Source organism: Rhodococcus sp. IEGM1339 (genome assembly GCF_050321925.1).
Taxonomy (GTDB): domain Bacteria; phylum Actinomycetota; class Actinomycetes; order Mycobacteriales; family Mycobacteriaceae; genus Rhodococcus; species Rhodococcus pyridinivorans.
The window spans coordinates 96666-116310 of the sequence record NZ_JBNQFT010000011.1 but is presented as its reverse complement, the minus strand read 5'-3'; the positions used below and the strand labels follow the sequence as shown (position 1 = coordinate 116310).

Genomic DNA, 19645 nt, shown 5'->3' with positions numbered 1-19645 from the left:
GGCGTCATGTTACGACGAGCCTCGGGCACGCCCGCATGGGGCGACCCTCGGCGGTTCGCCCCATGTGGCAGAGATATCGAGTTCTTGCCGGTCAGCGCCCCGAATCGAGCCGTCGGCCGAGGGCGGGACCGATCACGGCCCAAGCCTTCCGGGTGGCGAGGTCCCAGTGGGAGACGGGGACCTCGCGCGTGGTCACCAGTCCGTTCACGAACGGGTACCACGTCTCTGCGGATGACGCGGAGCGGTCGGCCTCGGCGACGAAGACCGTCAGGTCCCCGTCGTAGACCTCGGGTCGATGTGACGCGAGGAGGGTGTAGGAGTGACGCACACCCTCGACGATCCGTTCGATCCGCTCCGGGGTGAGTACGTCGAACGGGGCCGGTAGACCCTCGACGATCTTCTGCGCGTTCTCGGGGGTGAGCTCGGTGAAGGGCACCGAGGCCTCCGGGACGTCCCTGCCGAAACCGAGGACCTCGGCGACGGTGGGTGCGGTCGCCCGCTCCGGAGCCGCAGCGCCTCGTGTCTCCGGGTAGGCGTCGAGCAGCGCGAGGGTCGGAACCTCCTGCCCGGCGCGGCGCAGTCGTATCGCGACGGCCTGGGCGAGGATGCCTCCCATCGACCAGCCGACGAGATGGTAGGGACCGTGCGGGTGGATCTCCCGGATACGCCGGGCGTACTCGTCCGCCCACGCATCGATGCTCGAGGGGAGAGCGCCACTCGCCCCGAGGGCGGGCGACTGCAGGCCGTAGACGGGACGGTCGCCCAGATACGGGACGAGACCGGCGAAGCCCCATGCGAGTCCCGTCACGGGATGGATGCAGAACACCGGCGCACCCTCCCCACCGGCACGCAGGGGTAGAACGAGATCCAGGCCTGCGTCGCCGAGTGCGTCTCGCGCCGAGTCACCGTGCGCATCGATCCGGGCGGCGAGTTCCTCGACGCCCGAATACAGGAAGAGCCAGGGCAATTCGACGTGGGCGTCGAGGACGTCCCGCAAGCGTGCGGCGACTTTCACGGCGCTGAGCGAGTTGCCCCCGATTCCGAAGAAGTCGTCGTCGAGACCCACGCGGTCCCGGGTACCGAGCACTTCCGCGTAGATCGAGGCGACGACCGTCTCCGTGCGGCTGCGCGGGGCGCGATACGGCGCCGAGGCGACCTCCGCTTCCGGAAGAGCCTTGCGGTCGAGCTTACCGTTGACGTTGAGCGGCAGGACGTCGAGCGTGACGAAGCCCTGGGGGACCATGTAGGACGGCAGTGTCCGGGTCAGCGCGGCGCGGATCGACGCGATGTCGGGGGATTCGGCGACGGGAACCACGAATGCCACGATCCGATCGCCGTTCTGCACAGTGACGACGGCGTCACGAACCTGCGGAAGCGCACGCAACGCCGATTCGATCTCCCCCAGTTCGATGCGGAAACCCCGCACCTTCACCTGGAAGTCGGCGCGATCGAGGTATTCGAGCGTGCCCGACAGCCCGTCGTCGTCGAACCGCCAGCGCACGACGTCGCCGGTGCGGTAAAGACGCGTACCGGGTGCACCGAACGGGTTCGCCACGAACCGTTCGGAGGTGAGCTCGGGACGCCCGAGATAACCGCGAGCGAGCTGGGCACCGGCGAGATACAGCTCTCCCGCGACACCCGGAGGCACCGGATGCAGGCGGTCGTCGAGGACGAACACCTGCGTGTTGGGGATCGGCGACCCGATGGGCACGGATGTTTCCGCTGTCTCGGTGACTCGGTGGGCTGTCACCGAGACCGCCGCTTCGGTCGGACCGTAGAGGTTGACGAGGTCCGTGTCGGAGTGTTCGAGGGTGCGCTCCGCGGTGTCGACCGGAAGTACCTCGCCGATCGCCAGGACGCGTCGTAGCGAACCCGGCAGTTCTCCTTCTGCGTCGTCGAGCAGCGCATCGAGCATCGAGGGGACGACGTGCAGGGTCGTCACGTTCTCGCGGCGGATCAAGTCGTTGAGGTAGGCGGGGTCACGGTGTCCGTCGGGCGACGCGATGACGAGCTTCGCACCCGAGGTCGGCGCCGACCAGAACTCCCACACCGACAGGTCGAAGGTCGCGGCGGTCTTGAGGAGGACCGCGTCCCCCTCGCCGAGCCGGTACTCGTTCTTCTTCCAGACCAGCTGATTGACGATCGCCTCGTGCGAGACGACGACTCCCTTCGGACGGCCGGTCGAGCCCGAGGTGTAGATCACATACGCCGCGTTCCCGGCGCGCAGGGGTGCGAGACGGTCGGAGTTTCGCAGGGCGCGACCGTCGTACGCGGCGAGATCGACCGTGTCGACCTCGATCGTCGGGCGGTCACCGGGGAGGTCGATCCGGTCGCGGCCGGTGGTGAGCACACACGCCGGGTCGGCCGACTCCACGATGTACTCGATCCGCTCGCGGGGATGGTCGGGGTCGAGCGGCAGGTACGCTCCACCGGCCTCGACGACGGCATACATCGCGACGACGAGATCGATCGAACGACGGATGGGGAGGGCGACGACCGTCTCGGGACCGACTCCGTGTTCGATCAGCATCCGTGCGAGACGGCGTACCCGCGTGGCGAATTCACCGTAGGTGAGTTCGCTCTTCGCATCGACGAGCGCGCAGGCCGACGGTGTTGAGCGGACCTGGTCGGCGAACAGGTCGGCGAGGGTCCGGCCGGGGCCCACCGCGACCTGCTCGGCCTCCCATGCTTCGAGCATGGCGGCGAGCTGGTCGGGATCGTGCAGGTCGATGTCGCCGACCACGACGTCCGCGTCGTCGGCGACGACCGACAGGATCCGCAGATAGCGGTCGACCATGCGGCGGACGGACGACTCGTCGAACAGGTCGGTGGCGTAACCGAATTCGATGTCGAACCCGCCGGGTCCGCCGTTCACGCCGCGGTCGACGATCGTGACGTGGAGGTCGAACCGGACCGACGAGGACGAGGCGTCGAGCGGTTCGACCCGCAGGCCCGGCAACTCGAGCGCGTCGAGGGTGAAATTGTGGTACGACAGGCCCACTTGAAAGAGGGGATGGCGCGCCGGCGACCGAACCGGGTCGAGCACCTCCACGAGCCGCTCGAACGGGACGTCGGCGTGGTCGAAGGCCGCGATGTCCACCCGGCGCGCCTGGTCGAGCAGTTCGGTGAAGGACGCGCCGAGGTCGACGTCGGTACGCAGGGCGAGCATGTTGACGAACATGCCCACGAGGTCGTCGAGCTCGGGTGCCGATCGACCCGCGACGGGCGTCCCGATCACCACGTCGTGGGTGTTCGACAGTCGCGCCAGCAGCGCCGCGAGCGCGGCGTGGACGACCATGAACGGCGTCGTCCCGGTGCGGCGTGCCAGCGCGGTGATCGACTCGTAGGTGTCGCCGTCGAGTTCGGTGCGCACGGTGCCGCCACCCGAGCCGAGGATGGCGGGGCGGACGTGGTCGGTGGCGAGGTCGAGGTGGTCGGGGATACCGGCGAGCGCTTCGGTCCAGTACGCCAGTTGCCGGCCGGCGACGGACCCGGGATCGTCGTCGCTGCCGAGGACCTCGCGCTGCCACAGCGTGTAGTCGGCGTACTGCACCGGCAGCGGCGTCCACGCCGGCGGACGGCCTTCGGCTCGGGCGGTGTACGCGGTCACGAGATCGCGCACGAGCGGCGCGAGCGACGTGCCGTCACCGGCGATGTGGTGCATCACGAGCATGAGCACGTGGTCGTCGGTTCCGGTCTCGAACAGGTGCGCGCGGACCGGCACCTCCGCGGTCACGTCGAAACCACGTCCGGCGACGGTCGCGAGCCGCTCGACCAGTGCCTCTGCCGGAACCTGCTCCACCGGCACGTCGACCGTGACCCTCCCGGGTTCGAGGATGCGCTGTTCCCCGGTACCGTCGACCTCCGGGTAGACCGTGCGCAGCGTCTCGTGACGTTCGACGATGTCGGCGAACGCCGTACGCATCGCGTCGATGTCGAGGGTGCCCGCGAGCCGGACCGCCAGCGGAATGTTGTAGACGGCGGACTCGGGATCGAGGCGGTTGAGGAACCACATGCGCTGCTGAGCGTAGGACAGGGGCAGGCGTGCGGGTCTGAGCCGTGCGACGAGCGGCACCGTTCCGCCGGACGAGGTGGCGTCGAGGCGGCACGCGAGTCCCGCGACGGTCGGTTCCTCGAACAGCGCCGCGGCACCGACCGTGACTCCGAGCCGTGTCCGGAGACGACCGGTGACGGAGGTCGCGAGCAGCGAGTTGCCGCCGAGATCGAAGAAGTTGTCGTCGAGCCCGACCCGGTCCACCCCGAGCACGTCGGCGAACACCTCGGCGATCGCCCGTTCCGATACCGTCGCGGGGGAACGGAACTCGGTGGCCGTGATCCCGGGTTCCGGCAGGGCGGCGCGGTCGACCTTGCCGGACGGGGTGAGGGGAATCCGGTCGAGGACGACGACCGCTGCGGGAACCATGTACGCCGGAAGCAGGTCTGCGACGTGGCGGGTGAGGACATCCGCATCGAGCGCCGCACCGGCACGGTGCACGTACGCCACGAGGCGTGTCTCCCCGGCAGGTGTCGGACGGCCGAGGGTGACGGCGAAATCCACTCCGGGGAAGGACGACAGCGCCGCGTCGATCTCCCCGAGTTCGATGCGGAAACCGCGCACCTTCACCTGGAAGTCGTTGCGGCCCACGTAGACGATGCCCGCATCGGCGCTTTCGGGTCCACGGACGACGTCACCGGTGCGGTACATCCGTGTGCCTCCGGCAGCCGCGACGAATCGTGTCGCCGTCAATCCGGGACGTCCGTGATAGCCGCGGGCCACGCCCGGACCCGAGACGTACAGTTCTCCCACGACACCTGCGGGAACCGGATGCAGACGCGAGTCCAGCACGGACTCCGACACGTTGCGGATCGGGGGCCCGATCGTCACCCGGTCGCCGGGAGCGAGTTCGTCCGAGATGTTCGACATGATCGTCGTCTCGGTGGGGCCGTAGCCGTTGAAGAATCGGCGTCCGGGAGCCCATCGCGTCACCAGTTCGGGCGGGCATGCCTCACCACCGACGACGACCGTGTTCAGCACGCCGAGCCCGGACGGGTCCACCGAGGACAACGCGGCCGGAGTGACGAAGGCGTGGGTGACCCCGTGTTGCAGAACGAATTCTGCGAATTCGCCACCGCCGAAGACCGAGCGCGGCGTCACGACCATGGTCGACGACGCCCCGACCGCCAGGAGCAGTTCGAGTACGGAAGCGTCGAAACTCGGCGATGCGAAGTGCAGGGTGCGCGAATCGGCCGTCAGGCCGTAGCGTTCGACCTGCTCCGCACAGAAGTTCGCGAGACCTGTATGGGTGACGACCACACCCTTGGGCCGTCCGGTCGAACCGGACGTGTAGATGACGTAGGCGGCGTTGTCCGGTCGCAGCGGACCGCGTCGCTCGTCGAAGCCCACCGGGGTCGAGGCCAGCGCCTCCGCTTCGGACGACACGTCCGGTGCATCGATCCGCAGCCACTCGACGGTCTCCGGCAACGAGGAAGCGGTGTCCGAAAGGGTCAGTCCGGTAACAGCGCCGGAGTCGACCACCATGTGCTCGACCCGATCGGGCGGGTATGTGGGGTCGACGGGAACGAAGGCCGCGCCCGTCTTGGCGACGGCCCAGGTGGCGACCACCGATTCCGGCGACCGGACGAAAGCCAGCGCCACGACGTCCTCGGGGCCGATACCACGGCCGATCAGCAGTCGCGCCAGACGTGACGAAGCGGCGTCGAGTTCCGCGTAGGTCGTCGATCCCGATTCGGAGAGCATCGCGATACCGGAAGGATCGCGCTCGACCGCCGCGGCCAGCAGATGCGGGAGAAGCGCGGTCGCGCGACGGCGGCGTAGACGGTGATTCCACCGGCGAGAACCGCGCTGTCGGTGAGCGTCTGCGGACACCGCCGGACTCGATTCCGGCCCGATTGCACTGGTGGTCATGCCCTCCCCGATCTCGCCGGGGGTACGCAGAACCAGACGTCGCGAGAGTTCGCGGCGCCCATCGATCGAGCATCTGTGTGGACTGGTCCCCGACTACCGGTCCACATCTGCCGATCGTGATCGAGTCTGGCACAGGCCGGGCTAGGGCTCCACTCGAACGGACGGACCGACTCCGCCTCCCCGGTTGCCCGACTGGGCAATTCGGACATTCTCACCGCTGGTGAACTTCGCCAGGATCGGCCCGATCTCACGGCATCCTTCATCGGAGGTGATGCCCCAGTGATCGACGTCCACGATGTGCCGCACCACGCGACCGGTGACGAACGGATCCCATTCCCGAAGCGAAGGCTGTTCCCGGCGGGAGGATTTCCCGGCCTCGACGAACAACATGTTCCCGTCGAACAGGCCCGGTGTGTGACCTTCGAGCACCTCGAAGGAGTGGGTTATGCCGCGCAGAATCCCGTCGAGGGGAAGCGACCCGAGCGCCGGCCCGTTGTCGTCCGCCGGGTTGTTTGTGAAACGAAACACACCCGCGGGTGGTGTGTCGCCACCCTGCCCGGCCCCGATCAGGCCTGCCATCGCGACCTCCGCCGGATCGACCCGATCGGTCAGGACGATCCGTACGTGCGCGTCGAGGAGGGTCAGCGACGAGACGATCGAGCCCGCGCGCTGCAACCGGACCGCCATCTCGTGAGCGATGACGCCACCCATCGACCAACCGACGAGGTGATACGGACCGGCGGGCCGGACTTCACGAACGGCCTCGACGTAGACGGCGGCCCATTCCTCGATGGTCCCGGGTAACGGCGCGTCACCCGACAGTGCCGGTGACTGCAGTCCGTAGACCGGGCGTCCGTCCTCCACGTACTCGGCCAGCCCGGCGAAACTCCACGCCAGGCCTACGACGGGATGCACGAAGAACACCGGTGGACCATCGGCATCCGGTGTGCGCAGCGGTAGCACGATGTCGAAAGCTGCCCTGCGTCCGTCCTCGCCGGTAGGGTCGGTGCGATCGATCCGTTCCGCGAGATCGGCGACCACAGGACTGTCGAAGATCCACTCGACCGGCACGGTGTGCCCCACCGCAGCCGCCAACTCGCCGTGGACGGCGATCGCGAGCAACGACGTGCCGCCGAGTGCGAAGAAGTCGTCGTCACGTCCCACTCGCTCGATCCGGAGCGTGCGAGCGAATGCCGACGCGACAGTTGCTTCGGTGTCCGTCCGTGGCGGACGGTACCGAGCGGCTTCGGCCCGCAGAACGGGAAGAGCATTGCGGTCGAGTTTTCCGGTGGTCCCTCGGGGCAGTCGGTCGAGCAGGCCGATCGCGGTCGGAATCATGTATCCCGGCAGCCGCTCGGTGAGGGCAGGTCGTAGCGCTTCCACGTCGAGGTCGGTGTCGTCGTCCGCCACGACGAAGGCCACCAGCCCGTCTCCCCGGTCCGCATCTTTCTGCACCGCCGCAGCGGCGGTGATCACCCCCGGGCACGAACGCAGCGCATCCTCGATCTCGGCCAGTTCGACCCGGAAACCGCGGATCTTCACCTGCTGGTCCCGACGTCCCACATACTCGAGTTCGGTGCCGGCCGATGTCTCCACCCACCGCACCAGATCACCGGTGCGGTACAACCGTCCGTCGCCGAACGGGTCCGCGACGAACCGAGCGGCGGTCTCTGCCGTACGGCCGAGGTATCCGCGCGCAAGCTGCACCCCACCCAGATACAACTCGCCCACGACCCCCACCGGAACCGGGTTCAGGCGCCCATCGAGCACGCGCACGGTCGTGTTCCATGCGGGCACACCGATCGGAACGACATGCAGGTCGTCCTCCCGCACCTCGTGGGCAGTGACCGAGACGGTCGCCTCGGTGGGACCGTAGAGATTCGTCAGCACGGCATCCGAGCACTTCCGGAATCCCTCGGCCGAGGCGGGCGACAGCGCTTCCCCGATGGACAGCACCCGGCGCAACGAGGCGGGATATCCGCCGGTCGCTGCCGCGGTGAGCATATCGAGCATGGTCGGTACGGAGTGGAAGGTGGTGACCTCCTCCCGGTCCATCAAGGCCAGCATCGCCGCAGGATCGAGATACCGTCCGGGCGGCGGAACGACCAGGCATCCCCCGGAAGTGAGCGCACCCCAGAACTCCCACACCGACAGGTCGAAGGTCGGCGGTGTGTGCAGCACTGCCACTTCACGGTGGTCCGCTCCGAACCGGGAACGGATCCATTCCAGCTGGTTCACCACCGCCCGGTGCGGGACGACCACTCCCTTCGGTGTTCCCGTGGAGCCCGAGGTGAACAGCACGTAGGCCGCATTGTCGGGTGACAGCGGCGAAGTCCGGTCCGCATCGGTGAGATCGTCCGCCGGCAACTCTTCCCACGCCGGGTCGTCGATGTCGAACAGAACCGCGTCACGGGTATCGACCGTGCGGGTTGCGCCGGTCGTCTTCGACGAACGGAGAACGAGCGCGGGACGGGCGGTGTCCACGATCTGTTCGATCCGGCCGGACGGCAGAGAAGGATCGAGGGGCACGTAGGCGCCGCCGGCCGTCGAGACGGCGAACATCGCGACGACGAGCTCGAGAGAGTTCGGCATCAGAAGTCCCACCCGGGTCTCGGGTCCGACACCTGCTGCGACGAGTGCGCGTGCCGTACGGTTCACCCGCGCAGCGAATTCCCGGTACGACGCTCGTCCGCCGGGGTGGACCACCGCGGTGGCCTCCCGGACACGGGATACGTTTCTGCGGAAGAGCTCCGGTAGCGTCTGCGCGTCGGCCGGGTGTCGCCGGCCGCCCGAGATGTGCAGGAGGCGGGTGCGTTGCGCGGGGTCGAGCATCTGTGCGTCGCCCACCGGCCGCGTGGGGTCGGTCACGAGGTCGCGAACCAGGCGCACGAACATGTCCGCGAGTGCCTGCGCGGTGGACTCCTCGAAGAGATCTGTCGCGTAGGTGAGCACACCGGCCAACCCGTCCACCACGCCCTCGCCGTCGTAGCGTTCGGCGAGGATCAGGTGCAGATCGAATTGGGAGACGTTCCTTTCCGCTGCGAGACTTTCGGCCTCGAGACCCGGTAGGTCGAGATACGCGCGCGACAGGTTCTGGAAGGACAATCCGACCTGGAACAACGGGTGGTGCGCGAGAGACCGCACCGGATCGAGCACCTCGACGAGACGCTCGAACGGCACGTCGGCGTGCGCGAACGCGGCGAGGTCCGCCTTCCGGACCCGGGAGAGCAGAGTGGAGAACGACTCCGCGAGATCTACCTCGGCCCGGAAGACGATGGTGTTGACGAACATTCCGACGAGGTCGTCCAGTGCCGGGTCGTTCCGTCCCGCGACGGGAGTGCCGACCACGATGTCGCGCATGCCGGACATCCGGGAGAGCAGCACCGCGAACGCCGCGTGAACCACCATGAACGGCGTGGCGCCGTGATCCTGCGCAAGTGCCCGGAGCGCCGTGTGGACCTCCGTACCGATCGAGACATCCACGCTTGCACCACGATACGACTGCACCTTCGGCCGCGGGTGATCGGCGGGAAGGTCGATCCGGTCGGGGATTCCGTCGAGGGCGCGACGCCAGAAATCCATCTGTCGGGAGGACATCGAGCCGGGATCGGACTCGTCGCCGAGGATCTCGCGCTGCCAGAGTGTGTAGTCCGCGTACTGCACGGACAATTCGGGGAGCCGCGGTTCCGAACCGGAGAGTCGGGCGACGTAGCAAGCCGCAAGATCCCGGGTCAGCGGCCCCATCGAGTAGCCGTCGGCGGAGATGTGGTGCACCACGACGACGAGCACGTGCTCCTCCGGCGCCGTCCGGAGGAGTTCGACGAGGAACGGGACCTCACGTGTGACATCGAATCGAGTGCAGACGACTCGTTCGATCCTGCCGGCCAGCGCATCCGGCGAGATGTCGACCGGGACGAGCACGGACCGCACCGAGTCCGCACCGAGAATGTGCTGTACGGGACGGCCGTCGACCTCCGGGTAGACCGTCCGCAACGACTCGTGCCTGGCCACGACGTCATCGATCGCACGGCCGAGCGCGTCTGCGTCGAGCGCTCCGGTGAACCGGACGACGACCGGAATGTTATAGGCCGCAGACGAATCGACACGGTTGAGGAACCACATGCGTTGCTGCGCCAACGACAACGGCACCCGCTCCGGACGCTCCCGCACCGCCAACACCACAGTCCCGGCACCGGCACCGGCACCGGCGGTGTCGATATCGACACGGGCCGCCAACTCTTGCACCGACGACGTCTCGAACACCACCGGCACCGCCACCCGATACCCCAAACGCGCCGACAACCGCGCCACCAACCGCGTCGCCGCCAACGAATTACCCCCCAGATCGACGAACGAATCATCCAACCCGACCCGCTCGACCCCCAGAACCTGCGCGACCTCCTCGGCCACCGCGATCTCCACTGGTGTCCGCGGCGCCCGATACTCGGCCACCTCGAACACCGGCGCCGGCAACGCCGCCCGATCGACCTTCCCCACCGGCGTCAGCGGCACCTCGTCGAGCACCGTCACCGACGACGGCACCATATAACCGGGCAACACCTCCCCCACCGACGCGCGCACCTGCGCCGGATCGAGCACCGCCCCCGCCTCGGGCACCACATACGACACCAACGCCGACTCCCCCGACGCCAACGCCGCCCCCACCGTCACCGCGAAACCGACCCCCGGCACCGACGACAACACCGCATCGATCTCCCCCAACTCGATCCGGAACCCCCGAATCTTGACCTGGAAATCACTGCGCCCCACATACTCGAACACCCCATCGCCGCCCCGACGCACCAGATCCCCCGTCCGGTACATCCGACCACCCGGAGTGAACGGATCGGCCACGAACCGCGCCGCGGTCAACCCGAACCGACCGTGATAACCCCGCGCCACCTGCGCCCCGGCCACATACAACTCACCGACCACACCCTCGGGCACCGGACGCAACCGCTCATCGAGCACGAACGCCCCCACCCCCGCGATCGCCGACCCGATCACCACCGGCGCATCGGGCACCAACTCCGCCGACGAGGTCGCCAGAATCGTCGTCTCCGTCGGACCATAGGCATTGAAGAACCGCCGCCGACCCGGCACCGACCACCGCCGCACCAGATCCGGGGTGAACGACTCACCCGCCACGACCACCACACGCAGAGCATCCAACCCGGCAGGATCCATCGACCCCAACGCACCCGGCGTCATGAACACATGCGACACCGACTGCGACGCAATCACATCCGCCAGATCCGGACCACCACCAACCCCCGCCGGCGCCACCACCACCGTCGCCCCCGCCGAGAACCCCACCCCCAACTCGAGCAACGACACATCGAAACTCGGCGAACACACATGCAACACCCGCGACGAGCCATCGACCCCGAAATGCTCACGCTCGGCCGCAATCACCCCACCGACACCGGCATGCGAGACCACCACACCCTTCGGCCGCCCCGTCGACCCCGAGGTATAAATCATCCACGCCGCATCCGACGGCTCGAGCGAACGCACCCGATCCGCATACGAGACCGGCCGCGACGACAACCCCCGCACCTGCGCGGCCACCGACACCTCGTCGACCACCACCACCGGCACCGACCCCGCCGACCCGGCCACCACCTGCGCCACCGACGCCACCGTCAACGCCAACACCGCACCCGAATCGGCCACCATGAACTGCACCCGCTCGGCCGGATAACCCGGATCCACCGGCACGAACGTCGCCCCCGACTTCGCCACCGCCCACAACACCACCACCGACTCGAGCGACCGCGGCACCGCCACCACCACCGCATCCCCCGGCCCCACCCCACGACCGATCAACCACCGCGCCCACCGCGACGACACCGCATCGAGCTCCCGATACGACAACGACCGAGAACCCTCCACCACCGCCACCGCATCACCGGCCGACTCCACCGCCGACACCAACAACTGCGGCAACAACACACCACGACGACCACGCCCACGCCGCTCCGGGCGGGGTCCGCCGGACCGGCGACCACTCCGCGACTGTGTCGCGGCTCCTCCGAACCTGTCGATTCCTCGTTCGGACCCCGCCTCGGCCACGTGACAACTCCTCCCGTCGGAGCACCCCGACGGCCCCGGTCACGGTAAAGTTACCGTTCGGTCACGTGTCCTGCACTCCCGACGGGGAGGGCCGTCGGGCGCTCGTGTTCGTCACAGATCACAATCCGTCCCGAGTGTCACCCCGAGAAGTCGATCATGAACCGGACGACCACGGGTGAGTTCTCGCGCAGATGGTGGCGTCGACCGATTCGGAAGCCGCCGTCCCGATCCCGTCCGTGACCGAGACGAACTCGAGATCCGCACAGCCGACGAGGTCGGCCACCGCATCACCGGGAACGAATGCGTGTGTCACCCATTCCTCTTCCGCAGCACGGGCGAGATCGTCACGGTTTTCGGGAACGATCACGACAGCACCGGCCAGTGCGGCAGCGAGCACCGCATATACCGACCAGGGGTCTGCCGCCCGCCCTGACACCAGGATCCGAGCATCGTAGGTGAGACCGAACTCGGTGTGATCGCGGCGAAGAGCAGCCACCGCACGTCCCTGAGTGAGGTCGCCCTGCGGCAGCCTCAGCGCAGGGTCCCCGGCACGGAGGACGGACGTGCGCTCGGTGTAGGCGATGGGGCGCTCCGATTGCACCGACACCCTCGACACCAGTTCCGGGTCGTCCATCGGAAGCAGAACCGCCGAGCCGTCGGCGGTGCGCTGTGAGGTCGTGAGAATCCAACGAGCCTCGGAGGACGTCCCCACCGCGATCGCGGCCCCCGCCTTCACGGTTGCCCAGATCGCGGTCACCAGGTCGATTCCGGCGGGGACATCAACGGCGACGGTCTCGCCCGGACCCGCACCGAGCGAGATCAGATGCCGCGCCCACCGAGAGGATCGTTTCTCGACCTCCGCGAAGGTCGACTCGGTCTCGCCGAACACGACGGCAGGAGCGTCCGGATCCGATTCGACCACAACGCGCAGTTCCTGGGCGATCGTCGTATCGGGGACCTGCGAAGACGACTCCGGCACGGCGCGAGGGGCACCGGTGACCACCGCGACCTCGTCAGCGGTCCGGATATCGATGTCCCCGACCACCGCGGCGGGATCGGCGGCCACCGCGTCGAGCACCGCCACGAATCGACGCGCGTAGGCCTCCGCGGTGTCCGCGTCGAACAGATCGGTCGCGTAGGTGAAGGCAACGGCCATCCCACCCGGCCCGCTCGCGGAGTCCTCCCGAGGCTCCACCGTGACCTGCAGATCGAACTTGGCGGAGAGCTCTCCCGTGTCGAGCGCTTCGACGGTCAGCTCCGGCAGTTCCATACGCACGGGGTCGAGGTTCTGGAAGGACAGCACCGTCTGGAAGACCGGATGCCGGGAGCTCGAACGAGCGATCCCCAGTTCGTCCACGACACGCTCGAACGGCACGTCCGCATTCGCGAAGGCTTCGAGGTCGCCGGCTCGGACCGTGTCGAGCAGGGCGTCGAACGCCGTGGCCGGGTCGACGTCGCTGCGCAGTGCCAGCGTGTTGACGAACATGCCGACCACGTCGTCGAGTGCCCGAGCACCGCGCCCGGCCACTGCCGTCCCGATCACGACGTCGCGCGAACTGCTCAGTCTCGACAGCAACACCGCGAGAGCGGCATGCACCACCATGAACAGCGAGGCACGATGTTCCGAGGCGAGAATGTCGAGGCGAGCACGGGTATCCGCGGACACATCGATCATGGTCGTGGCACCGCGGGTGCTGGTTTGTGCGGGTCGCGGCCGGTCGGCGGGAAGGTCCAGCAGGTCCGGCACCCCTGCCAGGCGTTCACGCCAGTAGTCGAGCTGCTTCCCCGCAGGCGATGCCGGATCGTCGGCGTCCCCGAACACGTCCTGCTGCCACAGCGCGAAGTCCGCATACTGCACCTCGAGCGGAGGGAGCTCGACGGAGCTGCCGGAGATGCGCCCGATGTACGCCGACACGAGGTCGCGGGCGAGCGGTGCGAGCGACGCACCGTCCGCCGAGATGTGGTGCACGACGAGCACGAGGACGTGGTCGTCCGGCGTGAGCGAGACCAACCGGCCCCGCACGGGTACGTCTGTGGATACATCGAAGCCCTGCGACGCGACCTCCACGACCGCCTCGAACGCCTCTCCCTCGGTACCCGCGGTGACGACCGTCAGTTCCTCGACCGCGTCGACGGACCGGATCCGCTGGTACGGACCGTGATCGTCGTACGGGTAGACGGTACGCAGTGTCTCGTGGCGCTCGACCACATCGCGCACGGAAGCTGCGAGTGCCTCGGTGTCGAGGCTTCCGCGCAGCCGAATCGCCAGGGGGATGTTGTAGGTGGACGAACCGGGGTCGAGCTGATTGAGCACCCACATCCGCTGCTGTGCGAGCGAGAGCGGGATGCGATCGGGACGCGGCCGTGCGACGAGCTCCGGCACCGCGCGATCGGAACTGCCGCCATCGACGCGCGCCGCCAGACCCGCGACGGTGGGAGCTTCGAACAGTTCCCGGATGGCCAGGCTCGCTCCGGTCGCCTCGTTGATGCGGGCGACGACCCGTGTCGCGACGAGGGAGTTGCCGCCGAGGTCGAAGAACGAGTCGTCGGCACCGACGCGTTCGATACCCAGCACCTCGGCCCAGACCTGCGCGACGATCCGTTCCGATTCGGTGGCCGGTTCGCGGAAACGATCGGCGTCGATGTCGATGCGGGGCACGGGGAGAGCGCGCCGGTCGAGCTTGCCGTTCACCGTGAGCGGCAGTTCGTCGAGCACGGTCACCACATCGGGAACCATGTACCCCGTGAGAAATTCGGATGCGTGCGCGCGCACCGCGGCCGGATCGACGGTTTCACCGGTGCGGGCGACGACGTAACCGACGAGACGTTCGCCGAGTCCGTCGTCCCGGACCATCGCGACCGCCTGTGCGACACCCGGAGCCTGCAGTAGCTGCGACTCGATCTCGCCCAGTTCGATACGGAAGCCGCGGAGCTGGACCTGGGAGTCGCTGCGGCCCGCGTATTCGAGGATGCCTTCGCCGTTCCACCGCGCGATGTCGCCGGTGCGGTAGAGACGACCGCGACCGAAGGGGTTCGCGACGAAACGCGCGACCGTCAGGTCGGGGCGTCCGAGATATCCGCGGGAGAGCTGGTCGCCGGAAATGTACAGCTCCCCCGGCACGCCGGCGGGCACGGGATGCAGACGCCGGTCGAGGACGTAGGCGTCCAATCCGGGAAGCGAGCGTCCGATCGCGCTGGCGGCACCGGCCTTCGCGAGGGCGCGGTCGATGCGCTGGTACGACACGTGCACCGTGGTCTCGGTGATGCCGTACATGTTCACCAGTTGTGGGCCGGCGGGGTGACGATCGAACCAGCCCGCGAGCCGGGCCGGGTCGAGTGCCTCGCCGCCGAAGACGACGTAGCGCAGCGCGAGCGGTGCCGTGTCGGCCGCGAGAGTGCGATCGGCCTCGTCGAACTGGTAGAACGCCGACGGCGTCTGGTTGAGCACCGTGACGCCCTCGCGCCGCACGAGCTGCGCGAACAGCTCGGGTGACCGGGAGGTGAGGTAGTCGACGACGACGAGCCGGCCCCCGTACAGCAGCGGTCCCCACAGTTCCCACACCGAGAAGTCGAAGGCGTAGGAGTGGAACAGCGTCCACACGTCGTCCGGGCCGAAGCCGAAGCGGGGCTCGGCGTTGGCGAAGAGGGTCAGCACGTTCCGGTGCGTGACGGCGACACCCTTGGGGCGGCCGGTCGAACCGGAGGTGAAGATGACGTACGCGAGATCGTCCGGTTGCGGCGATGCGATCCGGTCGGCGTCGGTGAGCGGATCGGCCGAGACCGAGTCGTCGTTCTGTGCGTCGGCGACATCGAGCATCTCGATTCCGCTGCCGCGCAACGCCTCCGCTCCGGGCTCGTCTCCGAGTGCATCGGAGGTGAGGATCACGCGGGGCCGCGCCTGGTCGAGGATGTACCGCACACGGTCCTGCGGGTGAGCGGTGTCGATCGGCAGGTAGGCGCCGCCGGAGAGCACGACCGCGGTGAGGGCGACCACGAGGTCCTCGGTCCGCGGCAGGGCCACCGCGACGAGAGTTCCCGGTCCGACGCCGGCGCCGACGAGCCGGCGTGCGATCCGATTCGCGCGGGCACCGAGCTCGGCGTACGTGAGGGTCGTCTCGCCGTGGGTCACCGCGGCATTCGCGGCGTGGGCGCACACGGCTGCGTCGAAACGTGCAGCCAGCGTGGCCGGTTCGACGACCGGGACGGATTCGCCGAGCGTGTTCCACTCGGTGAGGATGCGGTCGAGTTCGTCGTCGGTGACGAGCGGCACGTCGCCGACCGCGATGCGCGGATCGGTGGTGACCGCCTGGAGGATCCGCGAGAACCGTTCTGCGACAGCGGCGACGGTCTGCTGATCGAACAGTTCGGTGGCGTAGTTGAACTCCACCACGAGACCGGAGGGATCGCCGGCGGCGTCGACGACATCCGCGACGGTGACCTGCAGGTCGAACTTGGCGACCTGCGCGTCGAAGTCGATACCGGAGACGGTGAGCTCGGGCAGTTCCAGCTGCGAGACCGGCATGTTCTGGAAGGTGAGCATGACCTGGAAGAGCGGATGACGTGCCTGCGAACGAGGCGGATCGAGCACCTCGACGAGCCGCTCGAACGGCACGTCGGCGTGCGTGAACGCCTCGAGGTCGGCCGTGCGCACCGAGTCGAGGAAGTCGCCGAAGGACGCCCCGGACTCGACTGGTGTACGCAGCACCAGGGTGTTGACGAACATGCCCACCAGGTCGTCGAGCGCGGCGTCGCCGCGGCCGGCGACGGGGGTACCGATCGTGATGTCGTCGTTGCCGCCGAGCCGCGCCAGAAGTACAGCGAGCGCGGCGTGGACGACCATGAATTCCGTTGCGCCGCTGCGGCGGGCCAGATCGGCGATCGCTGCGCGGACGCGCTCGTCGAGGGTGAGCCGGTGTGAGGCACCCCGATAGCTCGCGACGGCCGGCCGGGGACGATCGGACGGCAGCGTCGACTCTTCCGGCAGATCCGCGAGGGTCCGCTTCCAGAAATCGGTCTCCCGCGCCATGAGCGACTCGGGGTCGGACTCGTCTCCGAGGATCTCGCGCTGCCAGAGTGTGTAGTCCGCGTACTGCACCTCGAGCGGTGCCCATCCGGGTTCCCCGCCCGCGACACGCGCGGCGTAGGCCGTCACCACGTCGCGGGTCAGCGGTCCCATCGAGTAGCCGTCGGCGGAGATGTGGTGCACCACGACGACGAGCACGTGCTCGTCCGGGGCCACGGAGAACAGGCGCACTCGGATCGGAACCTGTTGCGTCACATCGAAGCCGGTGGTGACCGCTTCGGCGACCCTGGCCGGGACCTCGTCGGCGTCGACGATCTCGGGGCGGACCTCGACGACCGCGTCCGCGGCGGGCAGCACCTGCTGGTAGCCGACACCGTCGATCTCGGGGTAGACGGTGCGAAGCGATTCGTGGCGTTTCACCACGTCGGAGACCGCCGCCTGCAACGCGTTGGTGTCCAGTCGTCCCGAAAGGCGAATGGCCACAGGGATGTTGTTCACGGCGGAGTGCGGTTCGAGCCGGTTGAGGAACCACATGCGTTGCTGCGCCAACGACAACGGCACCCGCTCCGGACGCTCCCGCACCGCCAACACCACAGTCCCGGCACCGGCACCGGCACCGGCGGTGTCGATATCGACACGGGCCGCCAACTCTTGCACCGACGACGTCTCGAACACCACCGGCACCGCCACCCGATACCCCAAACGCGCCGACAACCGCGCCACCAACCGCGTCGCCGCCAACGAATTACCCCCCAGATCGACGAACGAATCATCCAACCCGACCCGCTCGACCCCCAGAACCTGCGCGACCTCCTCGGCCACCGCGATCTCCACTGGTGTCCGCGGCGCCCGATACTCGGCCACCTCGAACACCGGCGCCGGCAACGCCGCCCGATCGACCTTCCCCACCGGCGTCAGCGGCACCTCGTCGAGCACCGTCACCGACGACGGCACCATATAACCGGGCAACACCTCCCCCACCGACGCGCGCACCTGCGCCGGATCGAGCACCGCCCCCGCCTCGGGCACCACATACGACACCAACGCCGACTCCCCCGACGCCAACGCCGCCCCCACCGTCACCGCGAAACCGACCCCCGGCACCGACGACAACACCGCATCGATCTCCCCCAACTCGATCCGGAACCCCCGAATCTTGACCTGGAAATCACTGCGCCCCACATACTCGAACACCCCATCGCCGCCCCGACGCACCAGATCCCCCGTCCGGTACATCCGACCACCCGGAGTGAACGGATCGGCCACGAACCGCGCCGCGGTCAACCCGAACCGACCGTGATAACCCCGCGCCACCTGCGCCCCGGCCACATACAACTCACCGACCACACCCTCGGGCACCGGACGCAACCGCTCATCGAGCACGAACGCCCCCACCCCCGCGATCGCCGACCCGATCACCACCGGCGCATCGGGCACCAACTCCGCCGACGAGGTCGCCAGAATCGTCGTCTCCGTCGGACCATAGGCATTGAAGAACCGCCGCCGACCCGGCACCGACCACCGCCGCACCAGATCCGGGGTGAACGACTCACCCGCCACGACCACCACACGCAGAGCATCCAACCCGGCAGGATCCATCGACCCCAACGCACCCGGCGTCATGAACACATGCGACACCGACTGCGACGCAATCACATCCGCCAGATCCGGACCACCACCAACCCCCGCCGGCGCCACCACCACCGTCGCCCCCGCCGAGAACCCCACCCCCAACTCGAGCAACGACACATCGAAACTCGGCGAACACACATGCAACACCCGCGACGAGCCATCGACCCCGAAATGCTCACGCTCGGCCGCAATCACCCCACCGACACCGGCATGCGAGACCACCACACCCTTCGGCCGCCCCGTCGACCCCGAGGTATAAATCATCCACGCCGCATCCGACGGCTCGAGCGAACGCACCCGATCCGCATACGAGACCGGCCGCGACGACAACCCCCGCACCTGCGCGGCCACCGACACCTCGTCGACCACCACCACCGGCACCGACCCCGCCGACCCGGCCACCACCTGCGCCACCGACGCCACCGTCAACGCCAACACCGCACCCGAATCGGCCACCATGAACTGCACCCGCTCGGCCGGATAACCCGGATCCACCGGCACGAACGTCGCCCCCGACTTCGCCACCGCCCACAACACCACCACCGACTCGAGCGACCGCGGCACCGCCACCACCACCGCATCCCCCGGCCCCACCCCACGACCGATCAACCACCGCGCCCACCGCGACGACACCGCATCGAGCTCCCGATACGACAACGACCGAGAACCCTCCACCACCGCCACCGCATCACCGGCCGACTCCACCGCCGACACCAACAACTGCGGCAACAACACACCACGACGACCACGCCCACGCCGCTCCGGGCGGGCAGCACGCTCGGAACGCGCGGCACGCTCGGGGCGGGGAGCACGTTCGGGGCGGGGAGCACGTTCGGGACGCGACGCCCGGGCACGAGCGCGATCGGCCGGAGATACGTGCGAGTCCGCGTCACTCGATCGCGATGCGTTTACCGGAGTGGCTCCGTCCGCGCTGCCGTCGTGTCGTGAACGCATGAAAAAGCCCACACCCTTCGCTTTCGATACCAGTG

At 68.4% G+C, this 19645-nt stretch carries 3 protein-coding genes; all 3 read right to left on the bottom strand.

Features of this window, described 5'->3' with window-relative positions:
• Positions 1-91 precede the first annotated feature (91 nt).
• Positions 92-5926 carry an amino acid adenylation domain-containing protein gene (locus ACQR3U_RS12820; protein ID WP_230811502.1) on the bottom strand — a complete coding sequence of 1945 codons (5835 nt, stop codon included), beginning with the start codon at positions 5924-5926 and terminating at the stop codon, positions 92-94.
• A 141-nt stretch (positions 5927-6067) separates the two neighbouring features.
• The gene (locus ACQR3U_RS12815) at positions 6068-11881 is read right to left on the bottom strand and encodes an amino acid adenylation domain-containing protein (RefSeq protein ID WP_428692125.1); all 5814 of its coding nucleotides are present in this window, start codon (positions 11879-11881) and stop codon (positions 6068-6070) included.
• 274 nt (positions 11882-12155) lie between these two features.
• A complete protein-coding gene (locus ACQR3U_RS12810) occupies positions 12156-19610 on the bottom strand; it encodes an amino acid adenylation domain-containing protein (protein WP_428692124.1) in 7455 nt (2484 codons plus the stop codon).
• Between the last annotated feature and the right edge of the window lie 35 nt (positions 19611-19645).

What these genes read in the sequence shown, in the direction of transcription:
- ACQR3U_RS12820 (WP_230811502.1), bottom strand. Translation starts at nt 5,926, where the DNA reads ATGACCACCAGTGCAATCGGGCCGGAATCGAGTCCGGCGGTGTCCGCA.
- ACQR3U_RS12810 (WP_428692124.1), bottom strand. Translation starts at nt 19,610, where the DNA reads ATGCGTTCACGACACGACGGCAGCGCGGACGGAGCCACTCCGGTAAAC.